Source organism: Nocardioides speluncae (assembly GCF_003121585.1).
Lineage (GTDB): Bacteria > Actinomycetota > Actinomycetes > Propionibacteriales > Nocardioidaceae > Nocardioides > Nocardioides speluncae.
In genome coordinates, this window is the sequence record NZ_QEOO01000051.1 from 116,806 (window position 1) to 139,113 (window position 22,308).

Here is a 22,308-nt window from a genome sequence, read left to right on the forward strand (position 1 = left end):
GGCCACTAGCGCACGACCGTCGCCTCGATGAGGCCGTACGGCCGGTCGGCCGCGATGAACACCTCGCCCGGGTTCCCCACGCCGAACGGCGAGAGGTCGACCAGGAGGTGGTGCTTGTTGGGAGCCGAGAAGCTGATCTCGGCCACGTCCTCGACGGCCGACAGCACCGCCTCGCCCATCGCGTAGAGGGTCTGCTGCAGGGCGAGGCTGTGCGTCTCGGCGAACGTCGTGATCAGCAGCCGCCTGATCTCGGCGTACACCGTGTCGAAGTCCAACCCCGTCGACGTGTAGCGCCAGGTGGTCTCGAGCGAGGTCGCGAGGATCCGGTCGTCGGTCTCCTGAAGGGTCGTGTAGGCGTCCTTGAGGAACCCCTTGAACTCGGAGCCGGTCGTGTTCATCAGCACCAGGTCCTTGATGCCCGAGACCACGATCTCGTCGGTCGCCGAGACCTCGACGACCGTGGTGCGGACGCCGCCACCCGCCCGTACGAACGAGTGGTCGCCAACCCGCTCCCAGGGGTACTCCTCGACCGCGATCCGGGCGCCGGTCGCCGCCGGGGCGGCGGTGAGGAAGTGCCGGCCGAGGGTGAGTGCGTACTCCTCGATCGCCCGCACGCCCTCCTCCTTGGCGAACGCGAACGCGGTGTTCTTCTGGGTGTCGGTGGGCAGCACGTCCCTCTGGTCGCCGGCGATGTGCGCAGCCTCGAAGTCGCCGCGGAGCGAGGTCGACACGTTGAGGTCGCGCAGCACGTGGACGTCGGTGTCGCGGTAGACCCGGACGACGCGGTTCTCTGCCTTGCCGTACTGGTTGGGCCCGAGTCGCACCATCACGAGCCCCGGTACGTCGAGTAGGCGAACGGGCTGAGCAGCAGCGGCACGTGGTAATGCGAGTGGTCGCTCACCGTGAAGGCGATGGTGATCTCCGGGAAGAAGCCGCCGGTCTCGAAGACCAGCCGGTAGACCCCCGGTGCGAGCGAGTCCGGCCCGAGGTCGCTGATCCGGCCGTCGGCGTCGGTGACTCCCTCCGCCGCCACCCCGTTGCCCTCGAGCGTCACGTAGATGCCCGCGGCGGGCCTGCCCGAGGCGGTGTTGAGCACGTGCGTGGTCACCTGGCTCATGGGTGCAGCGCCTTTCGCAGCCGGAGCAGCGCGATCTTGCGCAGCTCGTCCTTGACCACCGCGGCCTCGGTGGCGTCGTCGTTGCCGAGTCGCTGTCGCGCGGCCGCGATGATCTCGTCGCCCGACAGACCGGTCGCACAGATCAGGAAGACGCGGTCGAAGCGCTGCTCATACGCCGCGTTCACCTCGACCAGCTCGTCGCTCGGCCGGACGCCGGCCTGTTCCTGAGCGGACCAGCCCCGCACCTTGAGAGACACAGCCTTGTCGCCGATACGAGGGTGGGCGGCCAGTCCCCGCACGACCTCGTCGTCGGTCCAGTCGCCGGCAAGCCTGTCCGCGGCGTCGATGAGGGACTGCTCGTCGGCGAAGTCCTCGGCGGCGAGTTGCTCGGCCCAGGACGGAACGTCGGCGCAGGCGAGCAGGGTGTCCGCGTCCAGCCTCATGCCGGTATCTCCTTCTCGTCGATCGCGCCGCACTCGACCCCACGGCGCAGGAAGTCGCGCAGCGCGCGGTCCGCGGCCGGCTCGGCCCGGTCCACCTCGGCCAGCCGGGTCAGCCCCTCTCGGTAGAAGGCGTACGTCGCGAGGTAGCGGCTGGGCAGCTGGGCGGGGTGCAGGTCCCAGCCCTGGTAGAAGCCGCGCTCGAGCGACCGGCGTACCAGCCGTGCGTGCAGCCGCCAGGCGTCGGCTCGGCGCTCGCCCACCGGCAGGATGTTGGTCGAGCCGTCGCTCAGCTCGATGCCGGTGCCGGCCGCGACCAGCTGCATGACGCTCTTCGCGTGGTCGGCCGCCGGATGCTCGAGCGACTGGTACGGCGCCGCGACGCCGACCGAGGCCGTGTAGTCGTAGGTGCCGAAGTGCAAACCGGTGCACCTCCCGGAAGCGGCGCGGATCAGCTCGGGCAGCAGCAGCACCGACTCCGGCGTCTCGATCTGGATCTCGAAGCCGGGCAGGCCCAGCTCGTCGCAGACGGCCACCATCGTCTCGACCTGGTCGACGGCGGTGACCTTCGGCAGCGTGACCCGGCCCGTGCCGCCCTCGGCGAGCCAGAGTCGCAGTGTGCGCAGCCCGCGCTCGCGGGTCGCCGGCTCGAGCGACTTGAACCGGATGCCGTGGCCCGCTCCGGCTACCCGTCGGACGTCGGCGTCCTCGACGTCGTCGGGGCGGACGCCGTACCCGTCCTCGAAGTCGATGCGCAGGTCCTCAACCGGCTCGCTGCTCAGCTTGGCCTTGACCCGGTCGATGAGGTCGGGCGACGCCTCGAGTACGGCGGCGCACTCGTCGAGCAGCGCGAGTGCCGTCTCGCCGTACGACGCGACCGTGCCGTCGTCGAAGCGGTCGGCCGGCACGTAGACCGTGTGGACGGGCTGCCTCACTGCACCGCTTCGTACGCCGGCAGCGTCAGGAAGTCGACGTACTCCTCGGCCAGCGCGACCTGCTCGAAGATCTCGCGAGCCTGCTGGAAGTCCGGCCCGAGCTCGGCCATCTCCTTGTCCATCACCTTCCGGACGAGGTCGGCGGTGACCGTCTCTCCGGAGTCGAGCGTCGAGCCGTTGCGCACCCACTGCCACAGCTGCGACCGCGAGATCTCGGCGGTGGCGGCGTCCTCCATCAGGTTGTGGATCGCGACCGCGCCCTGGCCGCGCAGCCACGACTCCAGGTAGCGGATCGCCACCTCGACGTTGGCGTGCAGGCCGGCGAGGGTGATCTCGCCTGGGGTGGAGGCGACGTCGAGGAGCGCGCTCGCGTCGGCGGCCACGTCGTCGCGCTGCCGGCCGAGCTGGTTGGGACGGGTGCCGAGTACGCCGTCGAACACCTCCGCGCAGAGCGGGACCAGGTCGGGGTGCGCGACCCAGGAGCCGTCGAAGCCCTGTCCGGCCTCGCGCTCCTTGTCGGCGCGGACCTGCGCGAACGCGCGCTCGTTCACCTCGGGGTCGCTGCGGGACGGGATGAACGCCGACATGCCGCCCATCGCGAACGCGCCGCGCTTGTGGCAGGTCTTCACCAGCAGCTCGGCGTACGCCTTCATGAACGGCGCGGTCATGCCGACGGCGGAGCGGTCGGGCAGCACGAACGACGGGCCCGCGTCCCGGAAGTACTTGATCACGCTGAACAGGTAGTCCCAACGGCCGGCGTTCAGGCCGGACGCGTGGTCGCGCAGCTCGTAGAGGATCTCGTCCATCTCGAACGCCGCCGGGATGGTCTCGATCAGGACGGTGGCGCGGACGCTGCCGTAGGGGATGCCGACCTGCTCCTGGGCGTAGGCGAACACGTCGTTCCACAGCCGCGCCTCGAGGTGGCTCTCCATCTTGGGCAGGTAGAAGTACGGCCCGCTGCCGCCGTCGAGCAGCTCCTGGGCGTTGTGGAAGAAGTAGAGGCCGAAGTCGACCAGCGCTCCGGCGACCGGTTCGTCGTCGACGGGTAGATGCTTCTCGTCGAGGTGCCAGCCTCGGGGGCGCATCACGATCGTGGCCAGCCGGCCGTCGTTCAGCGAGTAGTGCTTGCCCTGATCCGAGGTGAAGTCGATCTCGCGGCGGATCGCGTCGTACAGGTTGGCCTGGCCGCCCACCACGTTGTCCCAGTGCGGCGTGCTGGCGTCCTCCTGATCGGCCAGCCACACCCGCGCCCCGGAGTTCAGGGCGTTGATCGTCATCTTCCGGTCGGTCGGGCCGGTCATCTCCACCCGCCGGTCGAGCAGGTCGGGCGGCGCGGTCGCGACCCGCCAGCTGCCCTCTCGGACGTGCGCGGTCTCGGGCAGGAAGTCGAGGGGCTTGCCGCGCCTGGCGGCCCGGGCGGCGAGGAGCTCTCGGCGCCGGTCGCCGAACTCGCGGTGCAGTGCGCGCACGAGGTCGAGCGCGTCGGTTGTCAGGATCCGCTTCTCGTCCGGGTGACTCACGTCACTGAGTCTGCCACGCGGCCACCGGGCCAGCGGGTACCTTCGGAATCAGGAGGCGCTCATGCACAGGCGGAAGGTCATCGTCAATGGGCAGTCTCGCGCGCTGGCAGCCTGCGCGCCGTACACCAGCGCGCTCGACTGGCTGCGCGAGCAGGGGCTCACCGGCGCCAAGGAAGGCTGCGCGGAGGGCGAGTGCGGGGCGTGCTCGGTCATGCTCGCGCGTCCCGGGATCGACGCCCCGACCGAGTGGACGGCGATCAACTCCTGCCTGGTCCCGGCGTCGTCGCTGTCGGGCCAGGAGGTGGTGACCGCCGAAGGACTCGGTACGCCGAGCGCGCTGCACCCGGTCCAGCGCGAGATGGCGGTCCGCGGCGGCTCGCAGTGCGGCTACTGCACCCCGGGGTTCGTCTGCAGCATGGCCGCGGAGTACTACCGGCCCGGCCGGGCGGACTTCGACCTCGAGGCGATCGGCGGCAACCTGTGCCGGTGCACCGGGTACCGCCCGATCAAGGACGCCGCCCTCGCCCTCGAGCAGCCGGCAGCGGACGACGTACTCGCCGGCCGGACCCAGGAGCCGCCGCCCGAGCTGGCCGGGGACCTGGCCGCCGTACTGGCCGCCGTCGCCGAGGGTGCGGTGGTGGTCGCCGGCAGTACCGATCTCGGTGTCGAGATCAACCTGCGCGGCGCGCGCCCCGAGCGGACCGTCGCGGTCGACCAGGTGCCCGAGCTGCGTGAGTTCGAGGTGACCGGCGACCGGGTGCTGCTGGGCGCAGCGCTCTCCCTCACCGAGATCGAGCGCCGGCTCGCCGGCCGGGTGCCGCTGCTCGACGAGGTCTTCCCGCTCTTCGCGTCCCGGCTGATCCGCAACGGCGCCACCATCGGCGGCAACCTCGGTACGGCGTCTCCCATCGGGGACCTGCCGCCCGCGCTGCTTGCCCTCGACGCGACCGTCGTGCTCGTGTCGCGGGCGGGGGAGCGCGAGGTGCCGCTGAGCGACTACTTCACCGGCTACCGCGAGACCGTGCTCCGGCCCGGCGAGCTGATCAAGTCTGTTCACCTCCCGCTGCCGCTTGCCGGCACGGTCGCGTTCCACAAGATCTCCAAGCGCCGCCTCGACGACATCTCGAGCGTCGCGGTGGCGGTCGCGCTCGACATCGACGGAGGTGTCGGGGGCGTCGTACGGCGGGCTCGGGTCGGGCTTGGCGGGGTGGCTGCTACGCCGATCAGGGCGCTGGCGACCGAGGCCGCGCTCGTCGACCAGCGGTGGAACGACGAGACGGTCGCGCGCGCTGCCGAGGTGCTCGCCGGCGAGGGCACCCCGATGGACGACCACCGGGCCAGCGCGGCGTACCGCAGCGCGATGCTCGGCACTAGCCTGCGGAGGCTGCTGGGGAGGGCACAGTGAGCATCGGCGAGGCCGTCCCCCACGAGAGCGCGGCGCTGCACGTCACCGGCCAGGCGCTCTACACCGACGACCTGGTGCGGAGCACCAAGGACGTGCTGCACGCCTGGCCGGTGCAGGCACCGCACGCGCACGCCCGGATCACCAGCCTCGACCCGGCCCCGGCGTACGACGTCGAGGGCGTCGTGCGCGTGCTCACCAAGGACGATGTGCCCGGGGTCAACGACGCCGGCACCAAGCACGACGAGCCGCTGTTCCCCGACGAGGTGATGTTCTACGGGCATGCCGTGTGCTGGGTCCTGGGCGAGACGCTCGAGGCGGCCCGGCTCGGAGCGGCGGCGGTGCGCGTCGAGTACGACCCGCTGCCGAGCCTGATCACGGTCCGCGAGGCGATCGCCGCGGAGTCGTTCCAGGGTGCCCGGCCGAAGGTCGCGCGTGGCGACCCCGAGGCAGGGCTGGCGAAGAGCGCGCACGTCTTCGAGGGCGAGACCGAGATGGCGGGCCAGGAGCACTTCTACCTCGAGACCCATGCCTCCCTGGCTCTGGTCGACGAGGGCGGGCAGGTGTTCATACAGTCCAGCACCCAGCACCCGACCGAGACTCAGGAGATCGTCGCGCACGTGCTGGGCCTGCGCAGTCACGAGGTGACCGTGCAGTGCCTGCGGATGGGCGGCGGCTTCGGCGGCAAGGAGATGCAGCCGCACGGATTCGCGGCGGTGGCGGCTCTCGGCGCTCGGCTGACGGGCCGCCCGGTGCGGCTGCGACTGAACCGCACCCAGGACCTCACCATGACCGGCAAGCGGCACGGCTTCCACGCAACGTGGAAGGTCGGCTTCGACGACGACGGCCACCTGCTCGCCCTGGAGGCGACGCTCACCTCCGACGGCGGCTGGAGCCTGGACCTGTCCGAGCCGGTGCTCAGCAGGGCGCTGTGTCACATCGAGAACGCGTACTGGATCCCCGACCTCCGCGCGCACGGTCGCGTCGCGCAGACCCACAAGACCTCGCAGACCGCGTTCCGCGGCTTCGGCGGGCCGCAGGGCATGCTCGTGATCGAGGACATTCTGGGCCGCTGCGCGCCGCTGCTCGGGTACGACGCGGCCGAGCTGCGGCACCGCAACCTGTACGCCGCGGGGCAGGCCACGCCGTACGGCCAGGTGGTCCGGCACCCCGAGCGGCTCGACCGTGCCTGGCAGCAGGTGCTGACCGAGGCCGAGTTCGTTCAGCGCAGCAAGGAGATCGCCGACTTCAACGCCTCGCAGCCTCGCGTGAAGCGCGGCCTGGCGATCACGCCGGTGAAGTTCGGCATCTCCTTCAACCTCACCGCGTTCAACCAGGCCGGCGCGCTGGTGCACGTCTACAAGGACGGCTCGGTGCTGGTCAACCACGGCGGTACCGAGATGGGCCAGGGGCTGCACACCAAGATGCTCCAGGTCGCGGCGACCACCCTCGGCCTACCCGAGGAGAAGGTGCGGCTCGCGCCCACCCGCACCGACAAGGTGCCCAACACGAGCGCGACCGCCGCGAGCTCCGGCGCCGACCTCAACGGCGCCGCGGTGAAGGACGCCTGCGAGCAGATCCTCGCGCGGATCGCGGGTGTCGAGGGGACGACCTGGGAGGAGCGCGTCCGGGCGGCGTACATGCAGCGCATCCAGCTCTCGGCCGCCGGCTTCTACAAGACCGAGGGCCTGCACTGGGACGCGGCGACGATGAGCGGCGAGCCGTTCAAGTACTTCGCGTTCGGCGTGGCCGCCGCCGAGGTCGAGCTCGACGGCAGCACCGGCGCGTACGACGTACGCCGCGTCGACATCGTGCACGACGTCGGCGACAGCCTCTCGCCGCTGGTCGACCTCGGCCAGATCGAAGGTGGCTTCGTGCAGGGCGCCGGCTGGCTGACGCTGGAGGACCTGCGGTGGGACGAGTCCGACGGTCCCGATCGTGGGCGGCTGCTGACCCAGGCGGCTTCGACGTACAAGCTGCCGAGCCTCGGCGAGATGCCCGCGGTCTTCAACGTGTCGCTGCTGCAGGACGCGACGGAGACCGGGGCGGTCTACGGCTCCAAGGCAGTCGGTGAGCCGCCGCTGATGCTGGCGTTCTCGGTGCGCGAGGCGATCCGCCAGGCGGTGGCCGCGTTCGGGCCGGCCGGGGTATCGGTCGAGCTCGCCTCGCCCGCGACCCCGGAGGCGGTGTTCTGGGCGATCGAGTCGGTGCGGACGGTGACGCATGCACTGGCTTGAGGCGGTCCGCCGGTTGCGCGAGACGCGCACGCCCGGAGTCCTGGTCACGGTCGCCGACGTGCGTGGTCACGCCCCGCGCGACGCCGGCGCGAAGATGGTCGTCTCCGCGGACCGGACCTGGGGCTCGGTCGGCGGCGGCAACCTGGAGGCCGTGGCCATCGAACGGGCTCGCGCCGGGGGTCTCGACAAGCTCGACCGACCACAGTTGCTTACCGTCAACCTCAGCGAAAAGGCGCCGTACGAACACGGCGTGCAGTGCTGCGGTGGTGAGGTCACCCTGCTGCTCGAGCCGCTGCCCGTCGTACCCTCCGTGGCGATCTTCGGTGTCGGCCACGTCGGCCTGGAGCTCGCGCACCTCCTGAGCCGGCACGACCTCGACCTGCACCTGGCCGACTCGCGGCCGGAGCAGCAGCACTCATTCCCGGACGCGGTGGCCCGGGTGGTGGTGCATGAGGTGCCGGTGCTGCCTGAGCTGGTGCTCGCCGAGCTGCCCCCGGGTACGCACGTGCTGGTGATGACGCACGACCACGCCGAGGATCTCGCGCTGTGCGACGCGGCCCTGCGGACGCCGGGCCTGGGCAGCATCGGCCTGATCGGCTCCGCCGCGAAGTGGGCGCGCTTCCAGGCGCGCCTGCGCGAGCTCGGGCACGACGAGGCCGCCCTGTCGCGGATCACCACGCCGATCGGCGACCCCTCGATCCAGGGCAAGGAGCCCGCGATGATCGCGCTGTCGATCGCGGCCGGGCTGCTCTCTGCTGTCGGGAAGGCATGGCGCACCGGAGGACGACGGTGACGATCTACCGCGCGACGGTCCTCGACACGCCGGACGACCCCTTCACCGGCGGACGGTTGCGCGCCGAAGCCGACGCCGGCCTGCTGGTGCACGACGGCATGATCGTCGGGCGCGGGCAGTTCGCCGCGGTCAAGGCCCAGCACCTGGGCGAAGAGGTCGTGGACCTGACCGACGGCGTCGTCCTGCCCGGCTTCGTCGACACCCACGTGCACTTCCCGCAGGTGCGGGTCATCGGTGGGCTGGGCATGTCGCTGCTGGACTGGTTGGAGCAGTGCGCGCTCCCCGAGGAGGTGCGGCTCGCCGACGTCACCTACGCCACGGGCGTGGCCGAGGAGTTCGTGCGGTCGCTGGCCGCGGCTGGCACCACCAGCGCCCTGGTGTTCGGCTCGCACTTCGCCCCCGCGGTCGGCGTTCTCTTCGAGGCGGCGGCACGCCTCGGGCTGCGGGTCACCTGCGGCCTGGTCACCAGCGACGGCATCCTGCGCGAGGAGCTGCTCACCACCCCCGACCGCGCGTACGCCGAGGGGCTGGCGCTCGCCGATCGCTGGCACGGCACCGGCCGCGCCAGGTACGCCGTCACGCCGCGGTTCTCGCTGTCGTGCACCGACCCGATGCTCGCGGCCTGCGGCGCCCTGCACAGCGACGTCGAGGGCTCGTTCTTCACCTCGCACCTCAACGAGAACAAGCAGGAGATCAGCACCGTCGCCACGCTGTTCGGCCTCCGCAACTATCTCGAGACCTACGACAGGCACGGGCTCGTCGGACCCCGGAGCGTCTTCGCGCACAACGTGTACCCGACCGACCGGGAGCTGAGGGTGATGGCCGATCGTGGTGCGACGGTCGCGCACTGCCCGACCAGCAACGCCGCGCTCGGCAACGGGCTGTTCCCGTTCCGCCGGCATCGAGCCTTCGGCGTCCACGTGGCGCTGGGGACCGACGTCGGCGCCGGCAACGGGTTCTCGCTGCTGAAGGAGGGGATGCAGGCCTACTTCAGCCAGCAGCTGCCGGGCCGCAAGCGCTACCCGCTGGCGCCGCGGCACCTTCTGTACCTGGCCACCACGGCGGGTGCCCGGGCCCTCGACCTGAACGTCGGCCACCTCGGCGTCGGCATGCCCTTCGACGCGCAGTGGATCCGGCCGGCGCCCGGCAGCACCCTGGACGTCGTACTCAGGAACGCGCGGGATGACACCGACGCGCTCGCGAAGCTGTTCGCCCTCGGCACCCCCGGCGACGTACACAAGGTGTGGGTGGAGGGTGTGCCAGTGCTCGGGCCGACGCTACTGTCGGCCGGTTGACGTCTGAGGCTGCGGCAGGGGTAGCGGAGCGCCGTCGCAGCAGTTCGCCTTCATGTGGCAGTGCGGGCAGAGCCACCGCGTGGCGATCGGGTCGAACTGCTTGCCGCAGTAGTCGCAGGGCATGGCCACGACGTTACGCCAGTCAGAGCAGGTCGCTGAGGCGATCGAGGAGCGAGTCTTTGACCGCCTGGGTGACGGCGTCCTGGATCTGCTTGTTGAGGTCGTCCTCGTTGTCGAGGTTGGCCAGCAGGTCGCGCAGGTCGAGGTCGTCGATCGCGCGGAGCAGGATGTCGTCGGTGTCCAGGGAGGCGTCGATCATGGCGTCCGGGATGGCGCGGATCGCGGCCTTCTGGAAGCCGTTCATGTCTGAGGTGTCGAGTGCCTCGTTGACCAGCTCGGACGGCGGCGGCAGCTCGCCGTCCTCCTCCAGCTGACGCACGGCCGACTTCAGGCCCTCGCGCAGCGCGTCGATCTCTTCGTCCGTGCGTTCGCCGGGCTGGGCGAGCTCCAGCGTGAGCGCCTCGCGGCTGAGGCCGAGGGTGCAGGCGGCCTCGTTGATGCCGATCAGCACCAGCCGCTCGGTGAGGCCCTCGATTCCCTCGGACTGAGTGGTGACCACCCGCTCGGCGCAGGCGTCGGCCGGCTTGAGCGGTTCGAACGAGCCACCACCGGCCGCGACCTGGACCCCGAGTACGCCGGCCACCAGGACGAGTGCGACCGCCGGCAGGCCGGCGACGCCACGCAGATCGCGCTTCATGAGTCCTCCGGACTGCTCCGCCGGCGTGGCGCGACCATCGCCAGCAGGGCAAGCAGCGCGAGTCCGGCGCCGACGAGGAAGGAGTCACGGAAGGCGCGGGTCGCGGCGCGCTCCAGCTGGTCGTTGAGGGCACGTTCGAGCTCGGCGGCGGCCGGACGCGCGTCGGCGGGGAGATCGGCGGCCACGAAGGCGCTGTGCAGGTCCGGCACCTCGCCCTGCTGGTTCTTCAGCTCGTCGCCGAGCGCCTTGGCGAGGGCCACCTTGTCCTGCGCGGTCAGCGGGGCGTCGAGCACGAGCGAGGTGATCGCCTCCTGGGCGGGCACCTGAGCGTCCTGGAGGTCGCTGACGAAGATCGGCGTCAGGATCGCCAGGCCGAGCACCACGCCGAGGTGCCGGGCGCCGATGGTCCAGGCCGCGTGCTCGACCCGGGGCAGCCGCAGGTGCATCGCCTGCGCGGTGAGCTGATCGACGGTCAGGCCGAGACCGAGCCCGACCAGCGCCTGGGGCGCGATCGTCCAGGCCAGCTCGGCCGACGGCAGCAGCGCGAGGCCGACCAGGCCGCCGGCGACCAGGAAGCTGCCCACCGCGACCTCGACCTCGGGTGACGGGTCGAGGAGCCGGGCCAGTGGCCGGGCGGCGAGCGCTGCGAGTGCCACCACCGACACCGTCACCGCCGCGGTCGCGGGGGAGTGGCGCCAGCCGTCGACCAGGAGCAGGACCAGCAGGAAGAGCGCTGCCGTCAGCGCGGCGGACAGCAGCGCCAGGGTCAGGTTGTGACGGATCGCCGGCCGGTGCCGGGCCGGACCCTGTTGGGCGGGCTCGCCATCGTCGGGATCGTCCGCCTCGGGTGGGAGCTCCGGCACATTCGGTACGTCGCGCACCGCGAGGGCCGCCGGCACCGCCAGCACCGCGAACGGCACCTGCACCACGAAGATCGCCTGCCAGGAGATCGCCTGGGTGAGCAGCCCGCCGGCGACGGGGCCGGCGGCGGTGCCGACCACGCCCGCGGTGATCCAGGCAGCGAGCCCGCGGCGCTCGCCGTACACATCGATCAGGAGCTCCAGGCACCCGACCAGCGCCAGCGCGCCGCCGAGCGCCTGCAGGCACCTGGCCGCGTTCAAGATCTCGATCGACTGCGCCACCGCACACCACGCCGAGGCGGCGGCGAAGACCGCGATACCGATGGCGCCGAGGATCCGTGGCTGAGCCCGGTGGAAGACGACCGCGGTCGGTACGGCGACCAGCCCGAGCACCAGGTTGAACGAGATCAGCACCCAGGCGACCTGGGCGACGGAGGTGTCGAGGTGCTGAAGGATGTCGGGCAGCGCAAGCGTGACGATGGCGGAGTCCGCGAGCACCAGAGCGACGGTCACCGCGAGCAACGGACCCACAGCACGACGCACGCGGCCATCCTTGCAGCACGACCCCAAGGGCCCGCGAAAGGGTGCTTGGCCGTTGGTGATCCAGGTGTGTTACCAACGATCGGACAGATCCGTCCGCTGGTTAGTGACACAGCTGGATCACCAACGGGCGACGTGGCCTGTCCTGGGCGGGCGTCACGTCGATCGACCGTCATCCGACGTCGCCCCGATCTTGCCGATAAGTGGGAGACATCTTTCAGTCATGGGTAGTGAAGGCCGAGCGCAATCTGTCTCGCCGACACCGTGACCCTCGTCGACACCGGCTACCCCGACGAACCGTTTACCGCGGATCCCAGCCGGCCAGTTCCGCGCCGACCTCCTCCAACAGCGAGGCGGCTTCGGTGATGCAGCGGGCGAGGTCGGGCTCGCGGTCGGTGAGTGCCCACAGCCGCGCGACGCCGGCGTCGGTGAGGGACTCGGGGACCAGCGACGTACGGCCGCACACGAACACGACGGGGATCGACCGGCGCCGGGCTCGCTCCAGTACGGCGAACGGCGCCTTGCCGCGCAGGCTCTGCTCGTCGACCGACCCCTCGCCGGTGACGACCAGGTCGGCGCCGGCCAGCGCATCGTCGTACCCGACCAGGTCGAGCACGGTGTCGGCGCCGGAGCGCATCGTCGCGCCCAGCAGTGCCAGGGCGCCGAAGCCGGCGCCGCCCGCTGCGCCGGCGCCGGGCGCGTCGCGCAGGTCGGCGCCCGTGGTCGCGGCGACCAGGTCGGCCCACCGAGTCAGCGCCCGTTCGAGCACTTCGACGTCGGCCGGCGTGGCGCCCTTCTGAGGCGCGTAGACGGCGGCCGCGCCGTCCGACCCGAGCAGCGGGTTGTCGACGTCGGAGGCGAGCGTGATGGTGACGCCGGAAAGCAGCTCACGGAGCGGCCCGAGGTCGAGGCTCGCGGCGTCCAGCAGCCCGATGCCGCCGGGCGGCACCGACTCCCCACGCGCGTCGAGGATCCGCGCCCCGAGTGCCGTGACCAGCCCGGCGCCGCCGTCAGTGGAGGCGCTGCCGCCGATGCCGATCACCAGCTCCCGGCAGCCGGCCCGGATCGCCGCGAGCGCGACCTCGCCCGTGCCGCACGTAGAAGAGCGCAACGGCGCCGGCCCGGCGCCCAGCCGACTCAGACCGGACGCGTCGGCGAGCTCGACCACCGCCACCTCGCCGCGACGCGCGTACGCTGTCCGCACCCGCTCGCCGGTCGGCCCGGTCACCGTCACCGGCTGCTGCTCGAAGCCGGCCGCCACGAACGCGTCGAGCGTGCCGTCGCCGCCGTCGGCGACCCGGACGCGAACAACTTCGGCTGAAGGATCCGCGCGTTGAATCCCGCGGCGAAGCGCCTCGCCCACCTCCGCGGCGGTCAGCGATCCCTTGAACTTGTCGGCCGCCAGCACCACGCGCAACCCGGCTACCCCCGAACCGGCCCGGACGAGCCGCGGACGACCAGCTCGGCGCCGACCCGGACCTTTCGCGGCCGCTTGCCGGGCTCCTTGAGGGCGAGCGCCAGCGCGCGGGCGCCCATGTCGGCCATCGGCAGCCGGATCGTGGTCAGGCCGGGCGCCAGATCGCCGGCGACGGCGACGTCGTCGAACCCGGTCACGGTGATCCGCCCGGGCACCGAGGCTCGGGCCTGGCGCAGCTCGGACAGGCAGCCGATCGCCATGTCGTCGTTGATCGCCACGATCGCCGTGGTGTCAGGGTGCTCGGCCAGGATCCGGGTCGTGCCCACCCGCCCGCCGTCCCGGGTGAACTCCTCCTCGATCACGGGTACGGCGTCCGGCTCGACCCCCGCGGCCCACATCGCGTCGTGGACCCCGGCCAGGCGGTCGGCGACGGTGGTCAGTCCGCGGGAGCCGGACAGGATCGCCAGCCGCCGGTGGCCGAGCCCCAGCACGTGCTCGGCGATCTGCCGCCCGCCGGCGGTGTTGTCGGGCTGGACGGTGTCGGCGCGCAGGTGGTGCCGGCCGATCACCGCCACCCGGCCTCCGGAGGCGGTGTACCGCTCGAGCTCGTCGCGGACCGGCACCTCGATCTCCGGGTCGACGAAGCCGGAGCCGGCGATCAGGATCGCGCCGACCCGGTTCGCGACCAGGTTGCGCACCTGCCGGAGCTCGGTCCCGGGATCGCGGCCGGTGTGGCAGATCTGCACGGTGAGCTCCTCGGCCGCCGCGACCCGCATCACCCCGCTGGCGATCTCGGTGAAGTAGGGGTCGCCGATCTCATGCACGACCAGGCCGATCGCACTCGTGGTGCCGCCGGCGAGGGACCGTGCATGCATGTTCGTCACGTAGCCCAGCTCGGCCGCGACCCGGCGTACCTGCTCGGCGACCGAGGGGCTGACGCCAGGGGTGCCGGCGAGAGCGCGGGAGGCGGTCGCAATGGAGACCCCCGCGGCGTTCGCCACGTCGATCAGACGCGTTTGCCCGGATTGTCGGCGCAAGTCGGTGACCCCCTGAAAGTTCGTCGGCCTGTGACCCTTGCCACTGACCGGCGGTGCTGTGTACGGTCAGTGTAACCGCTTACGTAAGCGCTTACGCAACTACTCGAGGGAGTGTCCGATGATCGGTCCCCGGAACGTTCGGCAGCTGACGATCAGCTCGGCCGCCTGCATCGCCCTGCTCGCCCCGCTCGGGGCCTGCGGCCTGGACTCGGGGAACGGCGAGGGCGGTGACGACGAGATCGTCATCGGCATCTCGCTGCCGCTGACCGGCGACTTCAGCGAGCCCGGCAAGGGAGTCGAGCGCGGCTACAAGGCCTGGGCGAAGTACGTCAACGAGAACGGCGGGCTGCTCGGCAAGGACGTCCGGCTGGAGATCCTCGACGACCAGTCCAGCGCCGACCGGGTCGCCTCCGACTACGAGAAGCTGATCAGCCAGGAGAAGGTCGACCTGGTCTTCGGGCCCTTCTCGACCCGGCTGGTGGTGCCGGCCGCGCAGGTCGCCAAGGACTACGGCTACCTCTTCGTGGAGCCCGCGGGTGCCGCCGAGGAGGTCTTCACCCAGGGCTTCGACCACCTCTTCTACGCCGCGCCGGCCGTCGCCGACGACCACTACAACCTGCTCGCCGACAAGATCCTGGCGATGCCGGCCGACCAGCGACCGAAGACGGTCGCCTACGCGAGCATGGACGACCCGTTCGCGATGGGAACGGCGTACGGACTGAAAGACAAGCTCGAGGCGGCCGGGGTCAAGACCGTCGTCGACGAGGTCTACCCGCCCAACACCACCGACTTCAGCAGCATCGCGGCGCAGATCGCCGACTCCAAGGCCGACATGGTGGTCGGCGGCTCGCAGTACCAGGACGCGGTGAACCTGATCGTGGCGCTGCAGCAGCTCGACTACCAGCCGAAGCTCGCGGCGTTCTCCACCGCGCCGACCAACCCGGAGTTCCCGAAGGCGATCGGCGACAAGACCGAGGGCATCCTCTCGCCGACCGGCTACACGCCGGAGGCGACGTACCAGCAGAACCAGGAGTTCGTGGAGTACTACACCGAGCTCAACGGCACCGCGCCGACCGAGGACGAGGCGAACGCCTGGACCACCGGCGAGGTCGTGGCCGCGGCGGTCGAGGCGGCCGACTGCGCCGACCCGTCCCCGGAGTGCCAGCAGGAGCTGATCGACTACCTGCGCGAGGCCACCGTCGACACGGTGGTCGGCCCGCTCAGCTGGGACGCCGAGGGCCGCCCAGAGAGCGCCCACATGATCCAGCAGTATGTCGACGGCAAGATCCGGATCGTGCTGCCCGAGGACCAGGCCGAGGCCGACTTCATCCCCGTCAAGCCGGCCTGGTGAGGCCCTGATGTCTGGCTCTCTCCTGCTCCAGAGCCTCATCCTCGGCATCCTGCTGGGCGGTCTGTACGCCCTGCTCGCCGCCGGGCTGACGCTCTACTTCGGGGTCATGCGGGTGGTGATGATCGCGCACTCGGCGTTCCTCATCCTGGCCGCCTACCTCGCCTGGTACTTCAACCGCGAGACCGGGATCGACCCGCTGCTCTCGCTGCTGGTGACGGTGCCGCTGTTCTTCGTGGCGGGCGTGGCGATGCAGCGTCTGCTGCTGTCCCGACTGCGGCCGGCGACGTTGACGATGATGTCGGTGCTGTTGACCTTCGCGATCGCGCTGACCATCGAGGGGCTGCTCGGCTACGTCTTCACCGGCACCCAGCGCCGGATCCAGCTCGACTACTCCGGCAGCAGCTTCGAGGTCGCCGGCGCCAACATCGCGGTGGTGAAGCTGATCGCCTTCGGGCTCGCGGCCCTCTCCCTGCTCGGCCTCTACCTGCTGATGAAGAAGACCCGGTTCGGCCAGGCGCTGCGGGCCACCATCCAGCACCCCGAGGCGGCCCGGCTGCTCGGCATCAGCACCGACCGGATCGCGGGCTACGGGTTCGGCATCGGCCTGGCCACGGCCGCGGTCGGCGGTACGGCGCTCGCGCTCGACTCGACGATCTACCCCTCCCTGCACTGGCACTGGATCGGACCGCTGATGGCGATCATCGTGATCGGCGGACTGGGCAGCATCCCCGGCGCCGCGATCGCCGCGATGCTCCTCGGCGTCACCCAGAGCCTGCTGCAGGTGCCGATGGGCACCACCTGGGCGCAGACGGTCTTCTACATCGCCCTGTTCGCCACCCTGATGGTTCGTCCGCAGGGCTTCTTCGGAGGTCGTCTTGCGCAGCGCTTCTAAGGCCCCTGATGGCACGACCGGCACGAGCGGTACGACGTTCGACCGGGTCCTGCTCGGCGGCAAGGTGCTGCTGCTGCTCGCCGGGCTGGCGCTGGTGCTGGCCTTCCCGGGCTTGGCGCCGGACGCGTTCATCCTCTCGGTGGGCGTGACGATCGCCAGCTACGCGGCCCTCGCGGTCGGCTGGAACTTCGTCGGCGGCTTCACCGGCTACATCTCGCTCGGGCACGCGGCGTACTCCGGGCTCGGCGGGTACGCGACCGCGCTGCTGATCATCGACGGCGGCCTCAACCCCTGGCTGGCGCTCGGCGTCGGCGCCCTGGGCGTCGCGGTGGTCGCGGTCCCGATCGGTGTGGCGTCGCTGCGGGTGCGCGGTGCGTCGTTCGTGATCGTCTCGATCGCGATGGTGCTGATCCTGCTGCTGGTCTCCCAGAGCTGGGCCGACGTCACCGGTGGCTCGTCGGGCCTGCGGGTGCCCCGGCCGTTCAGCGACGACGTGCTCCGGCCCGAGCAGCACGAGCGGTTCTTCTACCTGCACGTCGCGCTGGTGGCCGTCGCCCTCCTCGTGTGGTGGGCCATCGACCGCTCCCGCTTCGGGATCGGGCTCAAGGCGATCCGCGAGGACGAGGACAAGGCCCAGTCGCTCGGGGTGCCGACGTTCAAGTACAAGCTCGTGGTCTTCGTGATCTCGGCGTTCTTCACCGCGCTGGCCGGCGGGATGTACGCGCTGTGGTTCGGCTACCTCGACCCGATCTTCCAGTTCTCGATCCTGATCGGCTCCTACATGGTGCTGATGTCGCTGCTCGGCGGGATCCGCAGCCTGTTCGGGCCGGTGGTCGGCGCGGTGATCGTCGGCTACTCGCTCGAGTACTTCAAGAACCAGTACGGCGACAGCCAGTTCCACCTGGTCGCGCTCGGCCTGATGCTCGGCCTGGTGGTGCTGTTCATGCCCGACGGCGTGCTGCCCGCGATCGGCCAGCTGGTCAACCGGTTCCGGCCGACGGCGACCTCGATCCGCGAGGAGTCCGCGGCCGACCTGCTGGCCCGCACCACGAAGACGGAGCCCCGCCAGGCCGAGGAGGTCAGCCGATGAGCACGCGATCGCTGGAGACCGAGGGGCTGACCAAGTCGTTCGGCGGCGTACACGCCGTCAACGGCGCGTCGGTCGCGTTCCAGGACGGGAAGATCAACGCCCTGATCGGGCCGAACGGCTCGGGCAAGACCACGTTCTTCAACTGCGTCACCGGGATGATCCGGGCGGACTCCGGCCGCGTCTCCTACCGAGGCGACGACGTCACCGGCGCGGCTCCGCACCGGATCGCGGCGGCCGGGATCGGCCGGAGCTTCCAGCTGTGCCGGGTCTTCCCGCGGATGACGGTGCTCGACAACATGCTGGTCGGGGTCCGGCCGCAGGGGCTGCTACACCGGCTCCGCGGCGGACACAACGCCGGCGACATCGCCCGCGCCCGGCAGCTGCTGGGCCGGGTCGGCATCGACCACCTGGAGCGCTCGGAGGCCCGCGACATCTCCTACGGGCAGCAGAAGCTGCTCGAGCTGGCCGGCGTACTGATGACCGACCCGGAGACGATCATGCTCGACGAGCCCGCGGGCGGGGTGAACCCGGCCCTGATCGGCCGGCTCGGCACGCTCGTGCGCGAGCTGAACGCCGAGGGCCGCACCTTCATCATCGTCGAGCACAACATGGAGATGGTGATGAGCCTCAGCCACCACGTCGTCGTCTTCGACCGTGGCGCTCCGATCGCCGAGGGCGACCCGGCCACCGTCCAGAACGACCCGCGAGTGCTGGAGGCCTACCTTGGTGTCTAACGCCCCCGACTACCTCCTCGAGCTCAACGAGATCGAGGCCGGCTACGGCCGCGCGGCGCTGGTGCTGCGCGGGCTGACCGTGAAGGTCCGGCCCGCCGAGATCGTCTGCCTGGTCGGCCCGAACGGCGCCGGCAAGTCGACCGTGCTCAAGGTCGCCAGCGGGATGCTCACCCCGCGCTCCGGCACGATCCGGGTCGGCGGCGTCGACGTCACCAAGCACGGCCCGCAGGACATGATCCGCAACGGGCTGTCGCACGTGCTCCAGGGCCACTCGGTCTTCAAGGAGATGACGGTCCAGGAGAACGTCCGGCTCGGCGCCTACACGGTGCGCGACAAGGCGCTGATCGCCGAACGGATCGACTTCGTCAAGACGCTCTTCCCGGTGGTCGCGGAGCGGTGGGACGATCTGGCTGGTGCGCTGTCGGGTGGCCAGCAGAAGCAGGTCGAGTTCGCCCGCTCGCTGATGGTCAGCCCGCGGGTGGTGCTCCTCGACGAGCCGAGCATGGGCCTGGACCCCAAGACCACCAGCAAGGTGTTCGAGCAGGTGGTGCGGATGCGCGACGCGGGCATCGCCTTACTCCTGGTCGAGCAGAACGCACGGCGCGCACTGGAGACCGCCGACGTCGGCTGCGTGCTCGACCTGGGCCGGGTGCACATCACAGGCCCGGCCTCCGAGCTGCTCGTCGACCCCCAGCTGGCGGAGCTCTATCTCGGCGGACGGCCCGCCGCCCTGACTACCGAGGAGAAGGCCCTGTGAGCACTCCATTGCGCATCGTCATGAACGGCGTCACCGGCCGGATGGGGCACCGCCAGCACCTGGTGCGGTCGGTGCTCGCCATCCGCGACGAAGGCGGCGTCGAGCGACCGGACGGCACCCGGATCCAGGTGGAGCCGATCCTGGTCGGCCGCAACCGCGACAAGCTCGCCGAGCTCGCCGCTCGCTACGACATCGCGGAGTTCACCACCGACCTCGAGGGCGCGCTGGCCGACGACACCGCGCCGGTCTACTTCGACGCCCAGGTCACCTCCGAGCGCAAGAAGGCGCTGCTCGAGGCGCTCGCTGCCGGGAAGCACGTCTACACCGAGAAGCCACTCGCGGAGTCGGTGGGCGAGGGCCTCGAGCTGGCCGAGGCCGCGGCGACGGCGGGCACCGTCACCGGCGTGGTCCACGACAAGATCTTCCTGCCCGGCCTGATCAAGCTGAAGCGGCTGATCGACGGCGGCTTCTTCGGCCGAGTGCTGTCGGTGCGGGGCGAGTTCGGCTACTGGGTGTTCGAGGGCGACTGGATCACCGCGCAGCGGCCGAGCTGGAACTACCGGGCCGCGGACGGCGGCGGGATGGTCCTCGACATGTTCTGCCACTGGAACTACGTCTTCGAGCACCTCTTCGGCCGGGTCGACTCGGTGATCGCCAAGGCGGTGACCCACATCCCCGAGCGATGGGACGAGCAGGGCCGGCGGTACGACGCGACGGCCGACGACGCGGCGTACGCAATCTTCGAGATCGGCGACGTCGTCGTCCAGATGAACTCGTCGTGGGCGGTCCGGGTGGACCGCAAGGAGCTGGTGGAGTTCCAGGTCGACGGCACCCACGGCTCGGCGGTCGCGGGCCTGTTCGGCTGCCGGGTGCAGCCGCGGGTGCGCACGCCCAAGCCGGTGTGGAACCCCGACCAGCCGACCGACCAGGACTTCCGGGGCCAGTGGGACGAGGTCCCCGACAACGACACGTTCACCAACGGCTTCCGGGCCCAGTGGGAGCAGTACCTCCTCGACGTCGACGCCGGCCGGCCGCACCCGTACGACTTCATGTCCGCGGTCCGTGGCCTCGAGCTCGTCGAGGCCGGGCTTCGGTCCTCTGCCGACGGCCGGCGGGTACCGCTGGAGACCCGCACGTGGTGACCCTCGACCTCCCGGCCTCCGGGGGCGGATGGCACACGTTGGCGCTCGGCCCACCAACCGCGTGGGCCGACCGTCCGGGTGGCTTCGCCTCCCGTGAGGCATTCGCGGCGGCGCACGTGGTCGCGGACCCGCGTGGGGAGAACACGCCCGGGGCGCCCGCGGTGCTCGACTGGGACGCGACGCTCGAGTTCCGCCGCGAGCTGTTCCGCTACGGCTTTGGCGTGGCCGAGGCGATGGACACCGCCCAGCGCAACATGGGCCTGGACTGGCCGGCCACCCGGGAGCTGGTACGCCGCAGCGCCGCCCAGGCCCGCGAGCTGGGTGCCCGGATCGCGTCCGGCGCCGGCACCGACCACCGGCCGGAGGCGGCGAGCGTCGACGAGGTCGCCGATGCGTACGCCGAGCAGGTGGAGTACGTCGAGGCGTGCGGCTCCCAGGTGATCGTGATGGCCTCCCGCGAGCTGGCGGCCACCGCCGCCTACCCGGACGACTATCACGCGGTCTACGGCAAGATCCTGAACCAGGTGAGCGAGCCGGTGATCCTGCACTGGCTGGGCGAGGTCTTCGACCCTCAGCTGCGCGGCTACTGGGGCAGCACTGACGTCGATACGGCGACCGCGACCTTCCTGGAGCTGGTCCGCGAGCACGCATCGCGGATCGACGGAGTGAAGGTGTCACTGCTGTCGGCCGAGCACGAGATCGCCCTGCGTTCCGCGCTGCCCGAGGGTGTCCGGCTCTACACCGGCGACGACTTCAACTACCCCGAGCTGATCCGCGGCGACGGCAGCCACCACTCCGACGCGCTGCTCGGGGCGTTCGCCGCGATCGCGCCCGCCGCCTCGCGCGCGCTGGCGGCCCTCGACGACGGCGACCTCGCGGCGTACGACGCGGCGATGGCGCCGACGCTGCCGTTGTCGCGGCACCTGTTCGCGGCGCCGACGTACCACTACAAGACCGGGATCGCGTTCCTCGCCTGGCTCAACGGCCACCAGCCCGGCTTCACCATGGTGGGCGGCCTGCAGTCGGCACGCAGCGCGCTGCACCTCGCCCGGCTGGTCGAGCTGGCAGACGCCGCGGGGCTGCTCCGCGACCCGGACCTCGCCGCCGCACGGATGCGGGGCTGGCTCGACGTACACGGGCTGGCGCGATGAGTCTCGACAGGCTGTCCCTCAACCAGCGCACCACCGCGCAGTGGTCGCTGCGCGAGGCGATCGACGGCTGCCTGGACGCCGGCCTTCCGGCCATCGGCGTCTGGCGCGAGCCGGTCGCCGAGGTCGGTCTGGACACGGCCGCCGCCTGGCTGCGCGACTCAGGTCTCCGGGTCTCGTCGGTCTGCCGGGGCGGCTTCTTCACCGGTGCCGACCCGGCCGCCCGACGCGAGGCCCACGACGAGAACCTGCGCGCGCTCGACGAGACCGCCGCCCTGGGTGCGCCGGTGCTGGTGCTGGTCCCCGGCGGCCTGCCCGACGGCGACCGTGACCTGGCCGGCGCCCGCAGCCGGGCCGCCGAGGCCGTCGCCGCGCTGGCGGTCGAGGCCGGTGCTCGCGGCGTCCGCCTCGGCATCGAGCCGATGCACCCGATCTACGCCGCCGACCGCGGGGTGGTGTCGACGCTCGCCCAGGCGCTCGACCTCGCCGAGGCGCACCCGGTCGACGAGGTGGGGGTCGTGGTGGACACGTTCCACCTGTGGTGGGAGCCGGGGATCGCGTACCAGATCGCCCGCGCGGGGCCGCGGATCGCGTCGTACCAGGTCAGCGACTGGATCACGCCGTTTCCGCCGGACGCGCTGCTCGCCCGCGGGATGGTCGGCGACGGGCACATCGACTTCGCGACGTTCACCGCGGCGGTGGCCGCTGCCGGCTACCGAGGTGACGTCGAGGTGGAGATCTTCAACGCGGAGCTGTGGGGGAGGGCCGGCAAGGAGGTCGTGGAGACCCTGGCCCGGCGCTATCTGGATCTGGTGGAGCCGTTCTTGGCGCCACTCTAGGGAAG

General features: G+C 71.3%; 21 protein-coding genes. 12 read left to right on the plus strand and 9 right to left on the minus strand.

Annotated elements, in window-relative coordinates:
- Nucleotides 1–5 precede the first annotated feature (5 nt).
- Genes pucL through aceB form a run of 5 tightly spaced genes read right to left on the minus strand, consistent with a single transcriptional unit; the run spans nt 6 to nt 4,012 of the window.
- On the minus strand, nt 6–827 hold the full coding sequence (gene pucL, locus DDV73_RS27185; RefSeq protein ID WP_240617519.1) for a factor-independent urate hydroxylase: 822 nt from the start codon (nt 825–827) through the stop codon (nt 6–8).
- Entirely contained in the window at nt 827–1,117 is a 291-nt protein-coding gene (gene uraH, locus DDV73_RS27190) for a hydroxyisourate hydrolase (protein ID WP_109510408.1), read from the minus strand. Before uraH ends, pucL begins: the two co-directional genes overlap by 1 nt.
- Nucleotides 1,114–1,560, minus strand: a complete 447-nt coding sequence (locus tag DDV73_RS27195) for a 2-oxo-4-hydroxy-4-carboxy-5-ureidoimidazoline decarboxylase (protein WP_109510409.1) — start codon at nt 1,558–1,560, stop codon at nt 1,114–1,116. The genes uraH and DDV73_RS27195 overlap by 4 nt, the downstream gene beginning before the upstream one ends.
- Nucleotides 1,557–2,492, minus strand: coding sequence for a DUF6986 family protein (locus DDV73_RS27200; RefSeq protein ID WP_109510410.1), 936 nt, complete (start codon nt 2,490–2,492; stop codon nt 1,557–1,559). The genes DDV73_RS27195 and DDV73_RS27200 overlap by 4 nt, the downstream gene beginning before the upstream one ends.
- Nucleotides 2,489–4,012, minus strand: coding sequence for a malate synthase A (gene aceB, locus DDV73_RS27205; protein ID WP_109510411.1), 1,524 nt, complete (start codon nt 4,010–4,012; stop codon nt 2,489–2,491). Before aceB ends, DDV73_RS27200 begins: the two co-directional genes overlap by 4 nt.
- A 61-nt stretch (nt 4,013–4,073) precedes the next feature.
- On the opposite strand from aceB, the gene DDV73_RS27210 reads away from it, so the two are divergent.
- The 4 genes from DDV73_RS27210 to DDV73_RS27225 are packed head-to-tail and all read left to right on the plus strand — an operon-like array spanning nt 4,074 to nt 9,739.
- Nucleotides 4,074–5,417: a xanthine dehydrogenase small subunit gene (locus DDV73_RS27210; protein WP_109510412.1), complete on the plus strand. Its 1,344-nt coding sequence runs from the start codon at nt 4,074–4,076 to the stop codon at nt 5,415–5,417.
- Nucleotides 5,414–7,651 (plus strand): xanthine dehydrogenase molybdopterin binding subunit, encoded by a 2,238-nt coding sequence (locus DDV73_RS27215; protein ID WP_109510413.1) that lies wholly within the window; start codon nt 5,414–5,416, stop codon nt 7,649–7,651. Before DDV73_RS27210 ends, DDV73_RS27215 begins: the two co-directional genes overlap by 4 nt.
- On the plus strand, nt 7,638–8,444 hold the full coding sequence (xdhC, locus tag DDV73_RS27220; RefSeq protein WP_109510414.1) for a xanthine dehydrogenase accessory protein XdhC: 807 nt from the start codon (nt 7,638–7,640) through the stop codon (nt 8,442–8,444). Before DDV73_RS27215 ends, xdhC begins: the two co-directional genes overlap by 14 nt.
- Nucleotides 8,441–9,739, plus strand: a complete 1,299-nt coding sequence (locus DDV73_RS27225) for a guanine deaminase (protein ID WP_109510415.1) — start codon at nt 8,441–8,443, stop codon at nt 9,737–9,739. Before xdhC ends, DDV73_RS27225 begins: the two co-directional genes overlap by 4 nt.
- A gap of 142 nt (nt 9,740–9,881) precedes the next feature.
- Here the strand turns inward: DDV73_RS27225 and DDV73_RS27230 are convergent, their stop codons facing one another.
- The 4 genes from DDV73_RS27230 to DDV73_RS27245 form a co-directional block, all read right to left on the minus strand.
- Nucleotides 9,882–10,496: a hypothetical protein gene (locus tag DDV73_RS27230; protein WP_109510416.1), complete on the minus strand. Its 615-nt coding sequence runs from the start codon at nt 10,494–10,496 to the stop codon at nt 9,882–9,884.
- Nucleotides 10,493–11,899: an MFS transporter gene (locus DDV73_RS27235; RefSeq protein ID WP_109510417.1), complete on the minus strand. Its 1,407-nt coding sequence runs from the start codon at nt 11,897–11,899 to the stop codon at nt 10,493–10,495. The genes DDV73_RS27230 and DDV73_RS27235 overlap by 4 nt, the downstream gene beginning before the upstream one ends.
- A 298-nt stretch (nt 11,900–12,197) precedes the next feature.
- On the minus strand, nt 12,198–13,307 hold the full coding sequence (locus DDV73_RS27240; RefSeq protein ID WP_240617527.1) for a glycerate kinase: 1,110 nt from the start codon (nt 13,305–13,307) through the stop codon (nt 12,198–12,200).
- Between the two features lie 11 nt (nt 13,308–13,318).
- Complete coding sequence (locus tag DDV73_RS27245) at nt 13,319–14,314, minus strand: LacI family DNA-binding transcriptional regulator (protein WP_240617520.1); 996 nt, start codon at nt 14,312–14,314, stop codon at nt 13,319–13,321.
- Nucleotides 14,315–14,468: 154 nt separating this feature from the next.
- Between DDV73_RS27245 and DDV73_RS27250 the strand changes: the two genes are divergently transcribed.
- Genes DDV73_RS27250 through DDV73_RS27285 form a run of 8 tightly spaced genes read left to right on the plus strand, consistent with a single transcriptional unit; the run spans nt 14,469 to nt 22,303 of the window.
- Nucleotides 14,469–15,701 carry an amino acid ABC transporter substrate-binding protein gene (locus DDV73_RS27250; RefSeq protein ID WP_109510420.1) on the plus strand — a complete coding sequence of 411 codons (1,233 nt, stop codon included), beginning with the start codon at nt 14,469–14,471 and terminating at the stop codon, nt 15,699–15,701.
- Nucleotides 15,702–15,708: 7 nt separating this feature from the next.
- Entirely contained in the window at nt 15,709–16,593 is an 885-nt protein-coding gene (locus DDV73_RS27255; protein WP_109510421.1) for a branched-chain amino acid ABC transporter permease, read from the plus strand.
- Nucleotides 16,577–17,683 carry a branched-chain amino acid ABC transporter permease gene (locus DDV73_RS27260; protein WP_240617521.1) on the plus strand — a complete coding sequence of 369 codons (1,107 nt, stop codon included), beginning with the start codon at nt 16,577–16,579 and terminating at the stop codon, nt 17,681–17,683. The genes DDV73_RS27255 and DDV73_RS27260 overlap by 17 nt, the downstream gene beginning before the upstream one ends.
- Complete coding sequence (locus tag DDV73_RS27265) at nt 17,680–18,417, plus strand: ABC transporter ATP-binding protein (RefSeq protein ID WP_109510422.1); 738 nt, start codon at nt 17,680–17,682, stop codon at nt 18,415–18,417. Before DDV73_RS27260 ends, DDV73_RS27265 begins: the two co-directional genes overlap by 4 nt.
- Nucleotides 18,410–19,174, plus strand: coding sequence for an ABC transporter ATP-binding protein (locus DDV73_RS27270; RefSeq protein ID WP_206051127.1), 765 nt, complete (start codon nt 18,410–18,412; stop codon nt 19,172–19,174). Before DDV73_RS27265 ends, DDV73_RS27270 begins: the two co-directional genes overlap by 8 nt.
- Entirely contained in the window at nt 19,171–20,316 is a 1,146-nt protein-coding gene (locus DDV73_RS27275; protein WP_240617522.1) for a Gfo/Idh/MocA family protein, read from the plus strand. Before DDV73_RS27270 ends, DDV73_RS27275 begins: the two co-directional genes overlap by 4 nt.
- Nucleotides 20,310–21,467 carry a dihydrodipicolinate synthase family protein gene (locus DDV73_RS27280; RefSeq protein ID WP_109510425.1) on the plus strand — a complete coding sequence of 386 codons (1,158 nt, stop codon included), beginning with the start codon at nt 20,310–20,312 and terminating at the stop codon, nt 21,465–21,467. Before DDV73_RS27275 ends, DDV73_RS27280 begins: the two co-directional genes overlap by 7 nt.
- Nucleotides 21,464–22,303, plus strand: coding sequence for a sugar phosphate isomerase/epimerase family protein (locus DDV73_RS27285; protein ID WP_109510426.1), 840 nt, complete (start codon nt 21,464–21,466; stop codon nt 22,301–22,303). Before DDV73_RS27280 ends, DDV73_RS27285 begins: the two co-directional genes overlap by 4 nt.
- The last annotated feature ends 5 nt before the right edge of the window (nt 22,304–22,308 follow it).